Here is an 18,067-nt window from a genome sequence, read left to right as displayed (position 1 = left end):
TACTATGAAATATAGCTGGCAACATCCTGATTGGCCAAACTTTACTTTTGACGAAACTCAATGCCGAGACGCTTTGTATCAGTATGCGCTAGAGGCTGGTCGTTTGTCCGGCGGAATGAGTCAGCTTGAAAATACTTTGCAGTACGATGCCTATATCGACCTCATGGTTAGCGAAGCCATCAACACCAGCCAGATAGAAGGCGAGCGTTTGGATCGAGAAGACGTGCGTTCCTCTATTAAGAACTTTTTAGGCTTGAGTAATCCACCAACGCGAGTCGCCGATCCACGGGCAGAGGGTATGGCCGCCTTGATGGTCGACGTGCGTAATAGCTTCGCTGGCGAGCTTACAAAAGCCACTTTGTTTCACTGGCATCAATTAGTCCTTCCACAACAAGAAAATAGCCTATTAGCTCGTAACCTCAACGTCGGCCAATGGCGAGATTCCGAAGAGCCTATGCAAATTGTCTCAGGCCCAATTGGCTATGAAAAAGTCCATTACGAAGCGCCGCCAGCACATCAAGTCGATACAGAAATAAACCGATTTCTAGATTGGTTTAACCGCTCCAACCCATTAAAAGCAGAGAAAGACATTGTTCTTTCTGGGCCTGTTCGCTCGGCTATTGCGCACTTGTGGTTTGAAACTATCCACCCATTTGACGATGGTAATGGCCGAGTGGGACGAGCGATTGCCGAAATGGCCTTGGCTCAAGACCTCAACCGCCCGCCATTACTCAGCTTGTCGACGATAATCGAGAAAGACAAAAACGCTTATTACGATAGACTAAACAAAGCCAGCCAACTCAATTTGGATATTACCGACTGGGTAAAATGGTTTGTCGACTCAGTTCTATTAGCGCAGCAAGAAGCTGCTCAGAAAGTCGACTTTGTATTGAAGAAAGCCAAATTCTGGGAAAAACATCAACACACTGAATTAAATGAACGCCAAAAGAAGGTGCTTAAGAAACTCTTTAATGCAGGATCTGACGGATTCGAAGGTGGACTCAGCGCCAAAAAATACATGGGCATCACCAGCAGCTCCAAAGCCACCGCCACCCGAGACCTCGGTGACTTAGTTGAAAAAGGTTGTTTATGCCGCTTAGAAGGTGGCGGCAGGAATACTAGGTATGGGTTGGATTTGGGGTAAAGGGTTTAGTTGCTGCAGTTATTCGTAGGTTCGGACAAATATCTTTGGCTCCCTAAATAGTCATCTATTTCGTATAAAAGCAGATCCATAGCTTCCCTAACTGCGGAAATGTATTTGATAATATTGGTCATATCCGGTTGTATGGCGTTCTCACCATGGGCGATACTATTTCGAATATGCACTAATCGATCAATGTCGATTAATTGGCTTTTAAACTTAGTACTATCAAAATTAAAAGCAATGCATAAATCATTAAAAACATTACTTTTCAGATTGGATTTGGTGTCAATTTTAATGTCAAATTTAACTGGTTGGGATAGTCGTTGATTAAAGCTATTTGTAAAATCGACTCTTTGTTGGAATGATTGTTTACCACTTAACTTTTTATAGGTATCACTTAGGCTAACTACAACCAGATTAGGTGATAAGTGACTTGAATTAAGATTTAATTCATTAAGATGCTTCAGCATAATTTTCAACGCATCAACAACAAAGCCTTCCCAATGAGCATAAATCATCGGGACGCACATTCTGCACCAGAGTTGCTCTTCAACATTTAAAGAGTTTGTTTTGTATTTTGCAAACTCTCCATCTCGCCAGTTATTATTTTCAGAGATCTCGTCGATTACATTATGCACTAACAAAAATCTCCATTGCCCTATCCATACGATCTCTAATTCTCATATTTGAAAAGGTACTAGTGCCAATAGAATTATATTTTTCGTCATCTAGTAATGCTCTGATAGCTCTTTCGATTTCTGCTTCATTTCCTTCGATTGATGTGTACGTTTTAGGTACTGCATATGCTAAAGAGTCAAAAATATGGTTTGCAAAATTTCCTTTAGGCCTAAATATTTCTTTCCCAAATTTCTCTAGTAAGAAATTAACAAACTTTATAAACTCATTTTTTTCACCTTCTATATCGAAGGCTATTGAGTTATTTGAGACGTCACGCATAAATTCTGTTAGAAACTGTGCAACCGTTTTTTTGAAGTTGCCTTCTAAATGTTTAAATGCAAAATAACGAAGTGCTAATTCTTCAAGGAACATCTCTTCTTTTTTCTTTGGGGATGGGCTGATAAGTTTTTCATATTCTGGAACTTGAGCCACATCTCGTAATACTTGATTAAGGTCAACAGGATAAGAGCGAAAGATACAGTTTCTTATTTCTTGTTCTGATAGTGGGCTTGAACCAGTATTTAAGCGATTAAATAGTTCATAGCGTATATCTTCTTGACTATCCCAGCGTACAATTTCAACACGACAAACTGACCTTTTAATAGTTGTCTTTAGCTTAAGAGACAAAGAATTGATAGTTATACCATCAAGTTCTTTAACCATTTCACCTTCTGTTAAAGTCGAGTTGTTTTTGTCTGCAACAGAGTTCAAGAGGCCAAAAAAAGCAAAAATTGTTGAAATGCGTTGTAAGCCATCGACGACTTCCCATTTTCCCTCCCCGTCTTCAGCAACAAAAATTGGTGGAATAGGGATACCTAATAATACTGATTCAATAAATCGAGTCTGTTGGAATAAGGACCATCTAAATACTCTTTGATATTCAGGAGTAATGAAAAGGTCATCCTCTTCATACATATTCATGAGTTCGCCAAATGACATATCAAGACGATCTGTCTTGAGTGAATTTCTCTTACTTGAGATAATTTCATCTAACATCTGTATACCCTTAGCCATTGGATCGAATATTTTATGTTAACACAGACATCAAATATTACCTCTAATCTGCCTTACGTATTAAATAGCAAGTATGTTTATTCAGAACATACAAAATAGTGAATGCAACTATTTTAAATAAATACGTTGTCTATAAGTCGAACAAGAGAAGAGAAGGGCTTGGTGTCATGTACAAAAGTCTGTGTCGTACTGATTGTGGATATGAAAGCTTCGCTTTCTTCGGCACATTACGCTGTCGCTTATGATGCCCTACGATTTTGTGTCATGTGATGTAGGGAAGTTGTCGGGCTGAAGCCGCGACCTACAGTTCAATAACCCCTCCCTAACCCTCCCCTTGAAGAGAAGGGGAGGGAACAGAGAAAACAAAAACACCAGCCGAGGCTGGTGTTTTTTATTGCGTTGCTAAAAAGTTTGGCAGTTAAGCCTGAGCTTTTTTGAACGCGTTGATCAGTGTTTGGGTCGAAGCATCCAGTGCGCTGTTGTCGCTGTCGCTAACAAGGCGGTTGTAGATGTCTGTACCCAATACTTTGCCAAGCTCTACGCCCCATTGGTCGAATGAGTTGATGCCCCAGATGGTGCCTTGTACAAATGTACGGTGCTCGTAGAGGGCGATCAAGGCACCCACGGTGGCGGGTGTCATTTTATCGGTCAATAAGGTGTTACTTGGGCGGTTGCCCTTGATCACTTTGTGCGGCGCAATCTTTGCGACTTGCTCGGCGGTTGCGCCGGCATCGCGAAGTTCCTGCTCTGCTTGCTCAAGGGTTTTACCGACCATCAAGGCTTGCGACTGGCTTAAGCAGTTAGCAAACAATTGTGTATGGTGTTCGCCAATGGGGTTGTGAGACGCCAATGGTGCGATAAAATCCACAGGCACTAGGCGTGTGCCTTGATGTAATAACTGGTGATAAGCGTGTTGGCCGTTGGTGCCAGCACCGCCCCAAATGATTGGGCCTGTGTCGGTTTCTACGCCGTCGCCATTCAATAGATTTGCTTTACCATTACTTTCCATATCAAGCTGCTGGATGTGAGCAGGCATGGCACGTAGGTAATGGTCGTAAGGAATCAAAGCGTGAGTTTGTGCGTTGTGGAAGTTGATATACCACACGCCAAGGGCGCCCATGATTACCGGTAGGTTTTCTTCAAATGGAGCGGTACGGAAGTGCTCGTCCATTTGGTGAGCGCCATCGAGCAAGGCGTAGAAGTTGTCCATGCCAACGGCGATGGCAACAGGTAAGCCAATGGCAGACCAAAGTGAGTAGCGCCCGCCAACCCAATCCCACATTGGGAAGATGTTCTCTTTCGCCATGCCAAAATCAACGGCTTTTTTCACGTTGGAGCTAACGGCTGCGAAATGTTTGCTGACGTTCTCTTGTGTGCCGCCGTTGCTTAGGAACCAGTCACGCGCAGCGTTAGCGTTAGACAAAGTTTCTAAGGTGCCGAAGGTTTTAGACGAAATAACAAATACGGTAGTTTCTGGGTTCAATTGCTTCAGTTTGCCGGTGATGTCTGAACCATCAATGTTGGCAACGAAGTGAACTTTAATATTGTCTTTTTTGTATGGCGTTAGTGCTTCAGCAACGACTTTTGGCCCAAGGTAAGAGCCGCCGATGCCGATCGATACGACGTCTGTAATGGTTTTGTCGCTGTAGCCTTTCCATTCGCCGCTGTGTAATTGCGCGACAAACTGTTCCATCTGCTTGAGAGTTGCGCGTACTTCTGCCAAGACGTTAACGCCATCGACCATTAATGATTCTTGTGCTTGGCTAGCGCGTAGGGCGATGTGCAATACAGAGCGGTCTTCGGTGTTGTTAATATGTGCACCGCTGAACATGCCTTTGATGGCGCTTTCAAGTCCCGCTTCTTTTGCTAGGTCTGTTAGTAGAGAAATCGTTTTTTCATTGGCGCGGTTTTTTGCGTAATCTAATGTCCAGCCAGCTGCTTGAGTGGTGTATTTTTCAGCACGGCTTGGGTCCGCTTCAAACAAAGACTTCATGCTGACAGCAGCCATTTCTTGCTTGTGCTCTGCTAGTTTCTGCCAAGTAGTTAATTCGGTGGGTGAGCCCATTACAATCTCCCTAGATCTCAAAGTGAATTAAGCAAGTTCTACACGTAAGTTATCAATTAAGCGTGCTTTGCCTAGATATGCCGCCGTTAATATAACGAGGCGCTTCTCTTCTTCTGATGGTGTTTGTAAGCTTTCTTGTGCGCGGATTTCGAAATAATCACGACGGAAACCAGCCGCTTCAAGCTTCTTTTGAGCTTGTTCGCAGATGTCCTCGTGACTCGCACTGTTTTTAATTAGCGCATCTTTCGCCCATAACAAAGTTTGATAAATTGTTGGTGCGATACGTCTTTCTTCTTCTGTTAGGTAACCATTACGCGAACTCATGGCTAGGCCATCTTCGTTACGTGCTGTGTCTACTCCGATGATGCGTACGTTAGAGCTTAGATCTCGCACCATGTCTTCAATAACTTTAAGTTGTTGAAAGTCTTTGTTACCAAATATGGCACAGTCTGGCTGAACAATATTAAATAATTTTGTCACGACAGTGGAAACACCAACAAAATGGCCTGGGCGAGACGCTCCACAAAGAATGTCAGAAATGCCGACGACTTCAATTTGCGTTTGGCTGCGTTTGCCGTCTGGGTACATTTCCAGTGCATCTGGTGCAAACAGGTAATGACAGCCATTGGCCTCAAGGACTCGTTTGTCTTCTTCCAAGGTTTTTGGGTAACGCTCTAAGTCGCTTTGATCCGAAAATTGCATTGGGTTGATGAAGATAGATGACACAATGACGTCGCCTTCTTCTTTTGCTTTTCGAATTAGTGACATATGGCCATCATGTAGGTTGCCCATGGTTGGGACAAACACAATATTTTTGTCTTTCAAGCGTTCTATTTTCAGTGCTGTTCGAAGCTCAGCGACGGTGTGGAATGTTTTCATGATTTGAATCCGTGCTCAGCCCCAGGGAATGTCATGTCTTTTACTTCTTTGACGTAGGCTTCAAAGGCTTCTGTCACATTGCGGCCATCGGTTAAGAAGTTTTTGACGAATTTTGGTGTGTGACCTAGGTTGATGCCGAGCATGTCGTGCATTACCAATACTTGGCCATCTGTGTGATGACCAGCACCTATGCCAATGGTGGGCACTGGAACGGCTTCTGTCAGTGTTTTGCCGAGTTCGGTTGGGATGCACTCGTATAGAAGAATGTCGGCGCCAGCAGCGACAAGATCCAGCGACTCCTGCAGTAGTAAATCGGCCGCATCTTGGCTTTTGCCTTGTACTTTGTAGCCACCAAATTTATGTACGGACTGAGGGGTTAGGCCTAAATGCGCACAAACAGGAATGCCACGCTGGCTGAGTAGTTTTACGGTGTCTGCTAACCAGCTTCCGCCTTCTAATTTGACCATGTTTGCGCCGGCTTGCATTAACTTTGCTGCGTTATCGAGCGCTTGTTCTGGTTTGCTGTAACTCATGAAAGACATGTCTGTGAGGATAAAAGCGTTGGTGTTGCCTCGTTTTACCGCTGCGGTGTGATAGCACATGTCTTCGATTGTTACGGGTAATGTGCTGTCTTGGCCTTGTATGACCATGCCCAAAGAATCACCGACCAAAATCGTTTCAACGCCTGCGACGTTCATGACATTGGTGAAAGAGGCGTCATAACTTGTTAAACAGGTAATTTTTTCTTTTTCCGCTTTCATTTTTTTGAGAGTGGATAAGGTAACAGGTTTGGTGAGTTTTCTTTGTGAGTTATCTGAGTACATAGTTTATTCTTCTTTGATAAAAACCAAATCGCTGGTATCAAGTTGGTGTAGCTGCTCTGTAACAGTTTTGCCATTTTCTAAGAGCATATCGGGAGCTAGGTCGCTAAGCGGCTTTATCACAAATCCTCGTTCTAGCATAAAGGGGTGTGGCACGTTTAGTCTTGGTAATTGTATTCTTTCTTGTCCGTACAATAACAGATCTAGATCTAGGGTGCGCGGTCCCCAATGACGTTCTCTGACTCGACGTTGTGACTGTTCAATACTTTGTAATAGATCAAGTAGGGCGAGCGGGGGAAGATCGGTATTAAATGAGGCGACGGCGTTAATGTAGTCCGGTTGATCTTGTGGGCCAACGGGCTTGCTGCCGTAAATAGAAGAAACACGAAGATTTTTTAGATCGTCGTGTTTCTTTAGGGTTTCAATGGCGCGATCAAGTTGCGCCACTGGATTTTCAAGATTACTGCCGAGGCCAATATAAGCGTGTATCAAGGCGCATCCTCTTACTCGTCAAAAGTTTCGCTTTGTGGTTTAGCTGTTTCGGATGTGTTGCCATTGCTCTTTCTACGACGACGAGGGCGGCGCTTTTTAGGGCCATCCTTGTCTTTCGTGAATGAATCGATACTTTTGATCAGGTCTCTTTGTTGGCTTTCTGTGCCGTGCTGGAATTTCTCCCACCAATCGCCCAATCCATCTAAGTCAGTACCGCTTAGTTCTCGAATCAACAAGAAGTCGAAACCCGCACGGAAGCGAGGATGTTCAAGTAGTAGAAACGCTCGTTTGCCGTAGCGCTTTGGTAGTCGGTACTGCATGTCCCAGATTTCACGCATTGGCGTGGAGAATCGGCGCGGGATAGCGGTGGATGCGACTTGGTTGTCTAGTACCATGTTAGCGGCTTGGTGCAAAGCCGGTGTTGCTGGCATGCCCTGCGCTTGAAATTCTTCATGACGAAGTGCAACGCTAGGCCAAAGCAGTACAGCATACAAGAAATATGGTGCAGTGGTTTTTCCGCTTTGGATGCGGTCGTCGGTGTTTTTTAGGCCTTGCAGAATGAACGCTTCAGGGTCGATGTCGTGACGCTTCCAACCACTTTGCAATAAGGCTTCAGCGTCTGGAAATAAGTAGCGGAACAAACCGTATTGGCGAAGTAAATGAAAAGTATCAATGCCATTGCCACTGCCAAGCAGTTTTAATACTTCTTCAAATAGGCGTGCAGGTGGAATGTGATCCAAAAGATGCGCCATTTCTTTGATTGGCGCCGCAGTGTCGGCTTCTAATTCAAATCCTAGTTTACCGGCAAAGCGAATAGCGCGCAGCATGCGAACAGGGTCTTCTTGATAACGCTGACGAGCATCACCAATGATGCGAATCTGTTTATTTTCAATGTCTTTCAGGCCACCGCAGTAATCGTGAATACTGAAGTCCTGGACATTGTAATATAAAGCGTTAAAAGTGAAGTCTCGGCGTTCTGCATCTTCTTCAATGTTGCCATAGACATTATCACGCAAGACGATGCCATGGGCGGATCGAGCGGAGTCTTTGCCTTTCAAAGAGGTGTTCTGTGCGTTGTCATCATTGCTGTCGTTTTGAGCGGAATTGGCTCTAAATGTTGAGACTTCGATGATTTCGCGCCCAAACGTGACATGGACCAATTTGAATCGGCGGCCAATGAGTCTTGAGTTTGAGAATATGGTGTGAACTTCTTCGGGGGTCGCGTTGGTAACAACGTCAAAATCTTTAGGCTCAATGCCAATAAGATGGTCTCGAACGCAGCCACCAACAAGAAAGGCGTCGAAGCCCGCTTTATTTAGGCGATACAATACTTTGACGGCATTTGGGCTTAAGTCTTGTCGAGATAAGCTGTGATCGCTGCGAGGGATGATAATAGGGTAAGTCTGTGCCTTTGGAGAGGCAAACAGTGAGGTAGCTTTACGTACCAGAGATTTTAATCCTGTAAGCATTAGACAACAAATTTTAAAGTTAACGAAAAGGGCATTCTACACGTGATAGACTAAAGTTACACGGATAATGGTATTGTTTGAGCAAAATGGGTATGTCGATATAGAAGAGATAACTGAAGCGATTTAATATTTACTAATGAGTAAATAAAATAATCGCTTTGGATACATGAAGATACTAGTTCCGAAAACAAAGTGGGTGCTGCTTCTGCAGTTCTACTCAGGTTTTATTTTTATTTTTGCATTGTTTTCATTGCCCGAAGGCTTGTATATCTAAAAAGATCAATTATCCAAAGCGATTTTCCATCCATAGCCTCAAATTTTTATTTTTATTTGAAGAGGCTACAGTGTTCCTATTTTTATTGTTGTTTTTAAGAACCTACATACGACGATTAACTTATTTTTATTCTTGGTCAATCTTCTTATCGTTGTGGTGTATATAAGGCATTTGTTGTGCCAAAAACAATAAAGTGCTGATTTTGTTGGGTTTTGGCATATTTTTGTACACTTTCTTTACAATTTTGCGTTTGTTTTTTGGGTATTTTGGTATCAAGTGTTACTTTTATGTTGTTACCTTTTTGGGTATTGCCAGTTTTTGTCGTCTTTCCCATAAACTTTTTCTTGATATGCCCAAGGAATGTGCAAGTTGTGTTTCTGTCATCTTGTGTTGGTGCGTAAGGACAAAATGTTTGAAGTAATCATCCAGTGTCGTGCCTGCCATTAAGTCGTTGTCTGTCGACTGTGGCATGTTCGTAGAATGTAAGCTTTGTTGTTGGCTGGAAAGCTTTAAGTTGGCTGCTTCGACTCTTTCAGGCGGGCTAAGAATGACGGCTCTTTCTATTGCGTTTTCGAGCTCTCGCACGTTTCCTGGCCAATTGTGTGCCCTGATAGCTTTGTCGAATGTTTGGTTGTATTTGTAGATCGGCTTGTTGTGCTTCTGGCAGGCTTTCTCAAGAAGAATTTTTGCCAACATGGAGATGTCATCACCCCTATCTCTTAGTGGCGGTAGAAGTAGCTCCATTACATAAAGGCGATAGTATAAATCCTCCCGGAACAGTCCGTTCTTGACCATATCTATTAGATTTCTGTGGGTGGCGGTGATGAGTCGGATGTTTACTTTGGTTGACTGTGTTGCGCCAACTTTGCGTATTTCTCCTTCTTGTAAGACTCGCAGTAGCCTTGCTTGAGCTTCTAGTGGCAGTTCGCCTATTTCATCTAAGAAGAGTGTGCCTTTGTCTGCGGCGTAAATAAGACCATCGTGAGAGGAGTTTGCACCTGTAAATGCTCCCTTTTCATGACCAAATAACTCTGATTCTATTAGGTTTTCTGGAATGGCGGCACAGTTTACGCTGATAATTGGGTGGTTATGGCGCTGGCTTAGGTTATGAAGCGCTTTGGCGACCAGTTCTTTACCTGTCCCTGATTCACCACGTATTAGGACGGTGACATGGGTACCTGCAATTTTACGCATATCACTGAAGAGTTCTTGCATTGGTGGGCACTGGCCAATAATGCCGCTTCCAGCGGAGCCTAAAACAATGCTTTCCTCCGCGGAGTTAGAGGAGGTTTGAGCTATGGATTCTGTTGTTTGTGTTGATTGTTCTTTTTTTTCTAGGGCATTGACGACATGTTTTAGTAGGCTTTCAGAGTCTGTTGGCAGGGGAAGGTAGTAAAGTGCACCTTGTGCCATGCTGCTAACGCCTGTGCTTAGGCTGGCTTTTGCGTCAAGTACAATGCGATGTGGTGTGCTAGGCAGTTCTAAATGACCTTCGGCTAATTGATTGATAGCCTCTTGATCAATGAGTAGGAGGTGAAATTCAGATAGCTCATAGTATCGGTTGGCTTGTTCTAGCGTGTTGCTGGTGTTTACTTGAAAGCCATATCGAGACAGCCATTTTTCTGATTCTTTTAGTGGTGAGCTGTCTGGGCAAATGATCATAATGCTGTGCATGAATTGTCACCTCTTGTAACTAGTGTAACGATTATACACATGCAGGCTGGTTGGTCGAGACTATAGATATCTAAATCAGTGTGAATGTTATTGCTTTGGTGTCGGATGGGTCGCTGCAGCTGTATTCAGATGAAGTGCAGGTCCTGTTTTTCGAGGGGAAGGTCTTTTATTCCTTTTAATTTGCTTGGATCCCAGGCTTCAATTGCTAGGGATATTGCTTCTGCTATAGAAGAGGGTTCCGTTAGGTCAATTTTTAGATAGTGGAGTGCACGCAATAGGGTGGGGAGGTGACCGTTTTCAATGGCTCTTGCGTGATTTTGTTTGCTGATTTTGTCGCCAGAATGGTTGATTATAAGTGGGATGTGGCAAATGCTCGGCGGTGTCCAGCCAAATAAATTATAGAGGTGTAGTTGTTGAGCCGTGGTTTCTATTAGATCAGCCCCTCTCACCAAATGGCTGATGTTTTGTAAGTGATCGTCAACCACGACAGCAAGTTGGTAAGAGAAGAAGCCGTCTTTTCGTTTTAAAACTGGGCAGTTGTTTTTGAGATCTTCAGAGAGCTGCAGGGAACCTTGAATATCATCTTGGCATAGATAAACCGCTGAGCTGGCTTTTAGTCGCCATGAATGAGGTTTACTAGTTGTGCTCTGGCATTCCTGAGGGTGGTTGCCATTATGCTGAGCAAGGGACTGGCGAGTGCAATTACAGGGGAATACGATTTGTTGTCTTTTTAATTCAGACAGCTTTTGCTCGTAAATTTCACTGTGCTGGCTTTGAACGCGAATTGGTTCGTCAGAAAAAAGCTGGTAACTTCTAAGGGTTTCGGTGATTTGCTCGGAAAAGCTAGGCTTGCAGCGTGTTCCATCCACATCTTCAATGCGAATGATCCAGCTGCCTTGCTGTTTTTTTGCGTCCAAATAGCTCGCTAATGCGCTGACTAGCGAGCCAAAATGGAGAGGACCGGTTGGCGAAGGTGCAAAGCGGCCACGATAGACAGTCGAAACGGGGTCGTCGTGGTTAGACATTGTGTTTAAGTACTGTTCTTAAATGCACAGTGCTTAGCCGCCGATTTGTCTCTCTTTGATTTCAGCCAGAGTTTTGCAGTCAATGCACATGGTCGCTGTTGGGCGAGCTTCTAAGCGGCGAATGCCGATTTCGATGCCACACTCTTCGCAAAAGCCATAATCGTCAGCATCAATTAGCTCGATTGTCTGAGAGATTTTTTTAACCAGTTTACGCTCACGATCGCGCGCGCGAAGCTCTAGGCTAAATTCTTCTTCTTGGCTAGCACGGTCATTTGGATCTGCATAGTTCACGGCCTCTTCTTTAAGGTGGTGAACGGTGCGATCAACCTCTTCCATAAGATTTTGCTTCCAGTTGAGTAGAATGCTTTTAAAGTGCGCCAACTGGTTTTCGTTCATGTATTCTTCGCCATCCTTAGCAACATAAGGAGTGAAGTCTTTCATTAATGATTCAGGGTTCATATTTGGCATACGCATTGCCTCACTTCGCAGGTTTCCATTGTGGTAGCCTGTAACCGATAAAATTAGGTGATTTATTTTCGGGCGGAAACTTACCAGATAATGTGGCTGTTAACCACATTTTTTGCGCAAAATGTCGCGATATTTTTGAAACAGGTAGATAAAGGTGGATAAAACGGGATGGAAAAACACAAGTTGGCAGCAAGAGTAGGGCAAATTTCACCCTTTCAGGTGATGGAGGTGTTGGCTCGTGCCAAGCAGTTGCAAGCTCAAGGTGAGGATGTGATTCACCTTGAAGTTGGGGAGCCTGATTTTGTTGCGGTGGATGCGGTTGCAGATGCTGGTGTTGAGGCGATTCAACAAGGTAAAACGGGTTACACTTCGGCAACCGGCTTGCCTGAATTGAAGCACGCAATTAGTGATTACTATCTTAGTCGTTATCAAGTTTCCGTTTCGCCAGAACGTATTATTGTTACACCCGGAGCTTCTGGGGCATTGTTGTTAATGGCGTCGTTGATGGTTAACTCTGGTGATGATGTTTTGATGCCAGATCCGTGTTATCCATGTAATCGCCATTTTTTGATTCAAGCGGGCGCGAAAGCGACGCTGGTTGAAACAAAACCTGAAGAAGGTTTTGAAATGGACTTGGGTTCTTTGGCTAATCACTGGAGTGAAAGCACCTCTGGTCTTTGGCTTGCTTCACCTTCTAACCCTACTGGAGCGGTGCTCAATAAATCCTATATTGCGCAAGCGTGGGAGAAGGTGAGTGAGCTTGGTGGTCATTTGTTGGTGGATGAAATCTATCAAGGCTTGGTTTACGAAGGCGATGATTTTTCGGCTTTGTCGATTGCTGATGATATTTTTGTAGTGAATAGCTTCTCGAAATATTTTGCTATGACTGGTTGGCGATTAGGTTGGTTGGTCGTGCCCGAGTGGGCTGTCGAGGGTGCGACAAAGCTAGCGCAAAACTTGTTTATTGCCGCGCCGAGTGTTTCTCAATATGCGGCAGTGCGTGCATTCTCGCCAGATGTATTGGCTGAGTGCGAAGTGCGTCGACAAACATTAGATGCTCGTCGCTTGGTTTTGCTAGAAGGTTTGAAGGCTATCGGCTTGCCTGTTGTTGCGCCGGCGCATGGGGCTTTTTACATATATGTGGATGTATCAAATGTGACACAAGATGCAATGGCGTGGTGTTTAGCGTTACTTGAGCAGGAAAAAGTAGCGCTTACTCCCGGAGCAGATTTCGGCATTAAAGACGCGCATAAATATGTGCGCTTTGCTTACACTTGTGATGAGCTTAGATTGCAAGAGGCGCTAGCGAGAATTGCTCGATTCATGGCTTCTTCGTTGAAGTGAAATAAAGTAAGGCTCTTTTTGTTAAGAATATAAACGCAGAGCCTAGCCTCTGCGTTTTACCAATATGATGCCCGCCAGTAAGCAAATAGCAATAGGAATGCTGACGCCAATAACCGGAGGGAAATCTATTGCGACACTCATTCTGCCAAACAAGTTGAGCGCGTTTTGGAACGCTAGGCCGATGATAACACCAGTAAATATTCGACCACCCATAGTGGAAGACCGTAATGGCCCAAATACACTAGATAGAGCAACCAGTACTAACGCTAATGAGGCGATGGGTCGTAGTGCTGTAATCCAGAATTCTAGCTCGTATTGTGATCCATCAAGCTTTTGTTGTTTCAGGTAAGCTTGATAGCTCTGCAGTTGGCTTAACGATAAAGAGTCAGGCTCTTGCGAAGCGAGGAATAAGTGTTCAGGTTTTATGCTGATGCTCCATTCGGCTTGCGGCATGCTTTTGGTCTCGATATGGTCTGCAGCAAATATGGTTTCTTTTACATTATTGAGTTGCCAAACAGAATCTTTAATGTGCTCGGCACTGGTCGCTGTTTTTATGTGTTTTAATTTCTGACCGTCAGGCGAAAAAATTTGTAAGTTATAGAGCTTTCCTGTGTCGTCGGCTGCATCGATATAAACAAAGCTATTATCTGCTTTTAGCCACACACCGCCAGTCAGTGAAAACGTGCCGCTTTCTTGTCCTTTGAATTTTTCTATCAAATTGGCTTTCTGCTCTGCAGCGGGGGCGACAAACTCCGAAATCCCCATTCCTATTAAAGAAACGAGTAATATTGGCTGGCATGCAGCAAAGCCAATGCGCCAAATAGGCATGCCAGCGGCGCGCATAACGGTTAATTCCGATGTGGCCGCAAGTGTGCCCAATCCTGTTAGTGTGCCAATCAGTGAAGCGACAGGGATGTATTCTGCGAATTTTCCCGGTAGGCGAAATAGGATAACTTGCAACAAAGATTGGATGGTGTAGCTGTCATTTACTTTCTTGATTTGCTCTATAAGAGTGAGGGCGAAATCCAATCCGAGCAGAACGACAGCGACGATCAAAAAGGCCCATAAAACGCTATTGCCAATATATCTGTCTATTTTAGTCATTTCTGTTACTCACTTGTGTTCGCAGTATGGGAAGGTCTAGCCTTACGGCGCTCAAATATTTGATTGTACTGTGCAAAAAGTACCGCAGCGATGAATATGAATATACCGTGTATCCACCATAAACCAAACTGGATCGGGAGTTTGCCTTTTTCGAGCGATGTTCGTCCCCAAATTAGAAGGGCAATGTAGAAAATCATCAAAAGAATTGCCGGTAGCATTTTGAAAAATCGGCCTTGCCTTGGATTTACTTGGCTTAACGATAGGCCGATCATGGCAAGTATCGGAATGATGATGACCAATGAAATGCGCCATTGGAGCTCGACTTTGTCCAGCAAGGAGTTGCTGTTAAGTAAGCTTAGCGTTGTTTTGGTGTAGGCGTCGTCAATGACTTTGTTGGTTTTGTCTTCCATGCGTACAGCGTAGGTGTCAAATTGGGTTATTCGATAATTTGCTGTACCTGGCTTGCCTTCGTAGCGTGTGCCGTCTTTGAAAACTAGATAGTTTCTGTCTCCTTGTGCGCTGACTCGTATTTGCTCTGCATTGGCTGCAAAGGTCAAAATGGGAACGCTACTGTTCTTCTTGCTTGTTACGTCGGACAGGAATATTTGATTCATCCAACCCTCGTTAGAGAAGCTGTCTATATAAGTAGTGCGCTGGCCGCTGCCTTCAAAACGCCCAGGTTTTAAAAGGTCGAAAGCAGACAGTTGGTCTTGCGCCTGCGAGGTTTCGGCCGCTTTGTATTCACTGTATGGGGCAAGCCAAAAGTTGATAGAAGCACTAACTGAGCTGATAATTAAGGCAATACCTAATGTGTAGCCAGCAAGTTTGATCTTGCTGATGCCGCTTGAAAACAGTACAGACATTTCGTTTTCTATATAAAGGCGCCCAAAGGAAAGTAGTAAAGCTAAGAAAAAGGCTAATGGTAGAATCATCTGTACGAAGCTAGGAATATGGTAGCCGAGAATTAAAAATAAAGATTCGAAGGTCATTTTTCCATCGGCAATACGACCTAAGTAGCTGGAAATTCGACCGCTTAAAATGACGAGCAGCAAAATTAGCGTGACGCCAGCTGTTGACACCAGCACTTCTTTCGCTAAGTATTTAAATAGTCTCAAAGTCACCTCTGGATGGATTCTGCTTTTTAAGCGTAGAGTTGATTACACATCTAAAGCCCCCATTATCTCGTGGTAAGAAGTATATTATCCAGTTTTTTTTAAAAGTGAGGATTTCGCACGACGATTGAGCTTGTGAATACCGTGTTAAAAATTGACTCTAGGTGCTCTTTTCATTAATAAAGTGGCATTTTTTCCAGTCTTTTGGTGTGTTTTTCTATTGCTCGCAGTTTAGTGTAAATATCTCTAAGTTATTTTTATTGAGGGTTTTTTCATGAATATGGCGTTATTTGATCGCTTGTCTACTGTTCAAGCAGATTTGCTTGTTGCCTTTGTTCCTAGTGAGGGCGACTTCCCTGAATCCACATCTTGGGTGGATGAAAATGCCAACGGACAAGTATCTCAGTTGCGTGAAACTGGTGTATTTAAAGGTGGCGTTGCGCAGACTTTATTGCTGCCAGCGGTGTCTCAAGATTTTGCTCAAGCCGTTTTGTTGGTTGGTATTGGTAAAGACGCTGAATTGAGCGACATGCAAGCTCGTAAAGTGATTGCTGCTGTAGCGGCTCAAATTAAAGGTTTGCCATTTGCATCGGTTGCTGTCGCAAGTGCTGGCCTAGTATTGAAAAACCGTTCTCAAGCAGATGTGCTTGCTTTAGTTGCTCAATGGCTAAATGAAGGTTTTTATAATTTCCTTGGCTTCAAAAAAGATGACGCTGAGAAGGCGACAAAAGTCACCGCTTTGTTGTTAGAGGGTACAGACGAAGCTGCTTTGGCGATTGGTACGGCAACGGCAAAAGGTTCTGCCTTTGCTCGTCAGTTAGGGAACCTTCCTGGTAATGTTTGTACGCCAAGTTACTTAGCATCCCAAGCTCAGCAGCTAGGTGAAGAATACAGTATCGGTGTTGAGTTACTAGACGAAAGCAAAATGGATGAACTCGGCATGCACTGCTTGTTGTCCGTAGGTCATGGTAGTGATCAGCCAAGTTATTTAATCGTGATGAACTATCGCGGTGGTGAAGAAGGTGACGCGCCTCATGTTCTTTTAGGTAAGGGTATTACCTTCGATACAGGTGGTATTTCCTTGAAGCCTGGTCCGAAAATGGACGAGATGAAATACGACATGTGTGGTGCAGCCAGTGTTTTTGGCACTATGAAAGCAATTTGTGAGTTAAAACCAAAACTGAACTTCACGGCCGTCATTGCAGCAGCCGAGAATATGCCAAGTGCTCGTGCGACTAAGCCAGGCGATATTGTGAAGACTATGTCTGGCCAAACGGTAGAAATTTTGAATACTGATGCTGAAGGTCGTTTGGTGCTTTGTGATGCATTGACTTACATTGAGCGCTTCAAGCCAAAATCGGTTGTGGATATCGCGACATTGACTGGTGCTTGTGTGGTTGCCTTGGGAAGCGTTAATTCTGGTATGTACGCGAACAATGACGGTCTAGCGTCTGAGTTGAAAACAGCGAGCCAAGTATCAGCTGATAAAATTTGGCAAATGCCTCTTGATGAAGAATATCAGCAGCAGCTTGATAGTAACTTTGCAGACATTGGTAATATCGGTGGTCCAGAAGCTGGTTCTGTAACGGCGGCTTGCTTCTTGTCTCGTTTTACGGGCTCATATCCTTGGGCGCATTTGGATATTGCTGGTACCGCATGGTCAGGTGGTGCAACGAAAGGTGCAAGTGGTCGTCCAGTCGCTTTGTTGACGCGTTATTTGCTTGGTAAAGCGTAACTAACTCGTTTTCTTACTAGCGCATAGTCTTTATTAAAAGCAGCAATCATTAGTGGTTGCTGCTTTTTTTATGCTGATTTTTATTGGAAAGTTTAGTCTGATCAAGGTGTTATTTTGTTTTGGGCTAGGTTGGGTTCATTAACTTCATTTGGAGAGGGTGGACTTTTGCGTTTTTCAATGCGAAAGTTGAGGGCTTCAAATGATGAATGAAGTGAATAAATTCGCTTCATTCTTGTATCCTGCTTTCTTAATATTGGTTTTTCTTATGTCAGATTTAGCCACTCAGTATGACGATGGTGTTTTTGAGCCAGATGAAGAAACCTTGATATCCGCATTGCGGAATCAAGATGATATTCCTATTTTGATGGATATCGTCGCTGAGAGAGAGTCTCTCTCTTCTAGTCAAGAAGCGCATTTGGAAGAATCTTTTAATGAGAATACCCCGGATGCTAATCACCAAGACCAAGATGCTCTTGGTGACAGCGCTTCCTTGGAAGCCTCTCAGAATGATTCTAAGGATCCGTCATTAGATGGCGTCGTTACGCTGGATGATGTGGTTACTGAATCTGCGTTATCGCAAGATTTGATCGCAAAAACCATTGCTGACGTACTTGAAAAACGTTTGCCAGAGCTGGTATCAGAAGTTATGCAAGCGTTGCAGGCGGCTGAGACGGCTCAAAAAGAGTAATGCAAATTAATAGCTGTCTAATGTGTTAGCAGACGGCTTAATTACCCACGTGTTATTCTTTATCTTGTTATGACACGTTAT

The 18,067-nt window shown here is 43.9% G+C and carries 16 protein-coding genes; 4 read left to right on the top strand and 12 right to left on the bottom strand.

Translation table 11 applies throughout. The features are described 5' to 3' along the window. The first annotated feature begins 4 nt into the window (after nt 1–4). Nucleotides 5–1,144 (top strand): Fic family protein, encoded by a 1,140-nt coding sequence (locus tag KDW99_RS18295; RefSeq protein ID WP_255826716.1) that lies wholly within the window; start codon nt 5–7, stop codon nt 1,142–1,144. Between the two features lie 5 nt (nt 1,145–1,149). On the opposite strand, the gene KDW99_RS18290 is transcribed toward KDW99_RS18295, so the two are convergent. The 10 genes from KDW99_RS18290 to dksA all read right to left on the bottom strand — a co-directional run bounded on the left by KDW99_RS18290 (nt 1,150) and on the right by dksA (nt 12,003). Next, nucleotides 1,150–1,782 (bottom strand): MAE_28990/MAE_18760 family HEPN-like nuclease, encoded by a 633-nt coding sequence (locus KDW99_RS18290; protein WP_255826714.1) that lies wholly within the window; start codon nt 1,780–1,782, stop codon nt 1,150–1,152. Then, nucleotides 1,775–2,818 (bottom strand): DUF262 domain-containing protein, encoded by a 1,044-nt coding sequence (locus KDW99_RS18285; protein ID WP_255826712.1) that lies wholly within the window; start codon nt 2,816–2,818, stop codon nt 1,775–1,777. The genes KDW99_RS18290 and KDW99_RS18285 overlap by 8 nt, the downstream gene beginning before the upstream one ends. Before the next feature lie 436 nt (nt 2,819–3,254). After that, nucleotides 3,255–4,901 (bottom strand): glucose-6-phosphate isomerase, encoded by a 1,647-nt coding sequence (gene pgi, locus KDW99_RS18280; protein ID WP_255826710.1) that lies wholly within the window; start codon nt 4,899–4,901, stop codon nt 3,255–3,257. A 27-nt stretch (nt 4,902–4,928) separates the two neighbouring features. Next, nucleotides 4,929–5,780, bottom strand: a complete 852-nt coding sequence (gene panC, locus KDW99_RS18275) for a pantoate--beta-alanine ligase (protein WP_114413659.1) — start codon at nt 5,778–5,780, stop codon at nt 4,929–4,931. Continuing rightward, a complete protein-coding gene (gene panB, locus KDW99_RS18270; protein WP_114413660.1) occupies nt 5,777–6,604 on the bottom strand; it encodes a 3-methyl-2-oxobutanoate hydroxymethyltransferase in 828 nt (275 codons plus the stop codon). The genes panC and panB overlap by 4 nt, the downstream gene beginning before the upstream one ends. A gap of 3 nt (nt 6,605–6,607) precedes the next feature. Further along, a complete protein-coding gene (gene folK, locus KDW99_RS18265; protein ID WP_255829314.1) occupies nt 6,608–7,090 on the bottom strand; it encodes a 2-amino-4-hydroxy-6-hydroxymethyldihydropteridine diphosphokinase in 483 nt (160 codons plus the stop codon). A 14-nt stretch (nt 7,091–7,104) separates the two neighbouring features. Beyond that, nucleotides 7,105–8,562: a polynucleotide adenylyltransferase PcnB gene (gene pcnB / locus KDW99_RS18260; protein ID WP_255826704.1), complete on the bottom strand. Its 1,458-nt coding sequence runs from the start codon at nt 8,560–8,562 to the stop codon at nt 7,105–7,107. A 559-nt stretch (nt 8,563–9,121) separates the two neighbouring features. Beyond that, nucleotides 9,122–10,510 carry a sigma-54-dependent transcriptional regulator gene (locus tag KDW99_RS18255; RefSeq protein WP_255826703.1) on the bottom strand — a complete coding sequence of 463 codons (1,389 nt, stop codon included), beginning with the start codon at nt 10,508–10,510 and terminating at the stop codon, nt 9,122–9,124. Between the two features lie 125 nt (nt 10,511–10,635). Beyond that, a complete protein-coding gene (gene gluQRS / locus KDW99_RS18250) occupies nt 10,636–11,535 on the bottom strand; it encodes a tRNA glutamyl-Q(34) synthetase GluQRS (RefSeq protein WP_255826701.1) in 900 nt (299 codons plus the stop codon). A 33-nt stretch (nt 11,536–11,568) separates the two neighbouring features. Next, nucleotides 11,569–12,003 carry an RNA polymerase-binding protein DksA gene (gene dksA / locus KDW99_RS18245; protein ID WP_012071672.1) on the bottom strand — a complete coding sequence of 145 codons (435 nt, stop codon included), beginning with the start codon at nt 12,001–12,003 and terminating at the stop codon, nt 11,569–11,571. Nucleotides 12,004–12,171: 168 nt separating this feature from the next. Between dksA and KDW99_RS18240 the strand changes: the two genes are divergently transcribed. Continuing rightward, the gene (locus KDW99_RS18240) at nt 12,172–13,347 is read left to right on the top strand and encodes an aminotransferase class I/II-fold pyridoxal phosphate-dependent enzyme (protein ID WP_255826697.1); all 1,176 of its coding nucleotides are present in this window, start codon (nt 12,172–12,174) and stop codon (nt 13,345–13,347) included. 42 nt (nt 13,348–13,389) lie between these two features. On the opposite strand, the gene lptG is transcribed toward KDW99_RS18240, so the two are convergent. Together lptG and lptF are read right to left on the bottom strand one after the other, a co-directional pair. After that, on the bottom strand, nt 13,390–14,451 hold the full coding sequence (gene lptG, locus KDW99_RS18235) for an LPS export ABC transporter permease LptG (RefSeq protein WP_255826696.1): 1,062 nt from the start codon (nt 14,449–14,451) through the stop codon (nt 13,390–13,392). A 5-nt stretch (nt 14,452–14,456) separates the two neighbouring features. Next, nucleotides 14,457–15,572 (bottom strand): LPS export ABC transporter permease LptF, encoded by a 1,116-nt coding sequence (gene lptF / locus KDW99_RS18230; protein WP_255826694.1) that lies wholly within the window; start codon nt 15,570–15,572, stop codon nt 14,457–14,459. A 265-nt stretch (nt 15,573–15,837) separates the two neighbouring features. Between lptF and KDW99_RS18225 the strand changes: the two genes are divergently transcribed. Together KDW99_RS18225 and KDW99_RS18220 are read left to right on the top strand one after the other, a co-directional pair. Then, entirely contained in the window at nt 15,838–17,298 is a 1,461-nt protein-coding gene (locus KDW99_RS18225; RefSeq protein WP_255826692.1) for a leucyl aminopeptidase, read from the top strand. A gap of 265 nt (nt 17,299–17,563) precedes the next feature. Continuing rightward, entirely contained in the window at nt 17,564–17,986 is a 423-nt protein-coding gene (locus KDW99_RS18220) for a hypothetical protein (protein ID WP_255826690.1), read from the top strand. The last annotated feature ends 81 nt before the right edge of the window (nt 17,987–18,067 follow it).

The sequence above is a fragment of the Marinomonas rhizomae genome (assembly GCF_024397855.1).
Classification (GTDB): domain Bacteria; phylum Pseudomonadota; class Gammaproteobacteria; order Pseudomonadales; family Marinomonadaceae; genus Marinomonas; species Marinomonas rhizomae_A.
Note: the sequence above shows the minus strand (reverse complement) of the source record. Positions and strands in the feature narration are given on the sequence as shown.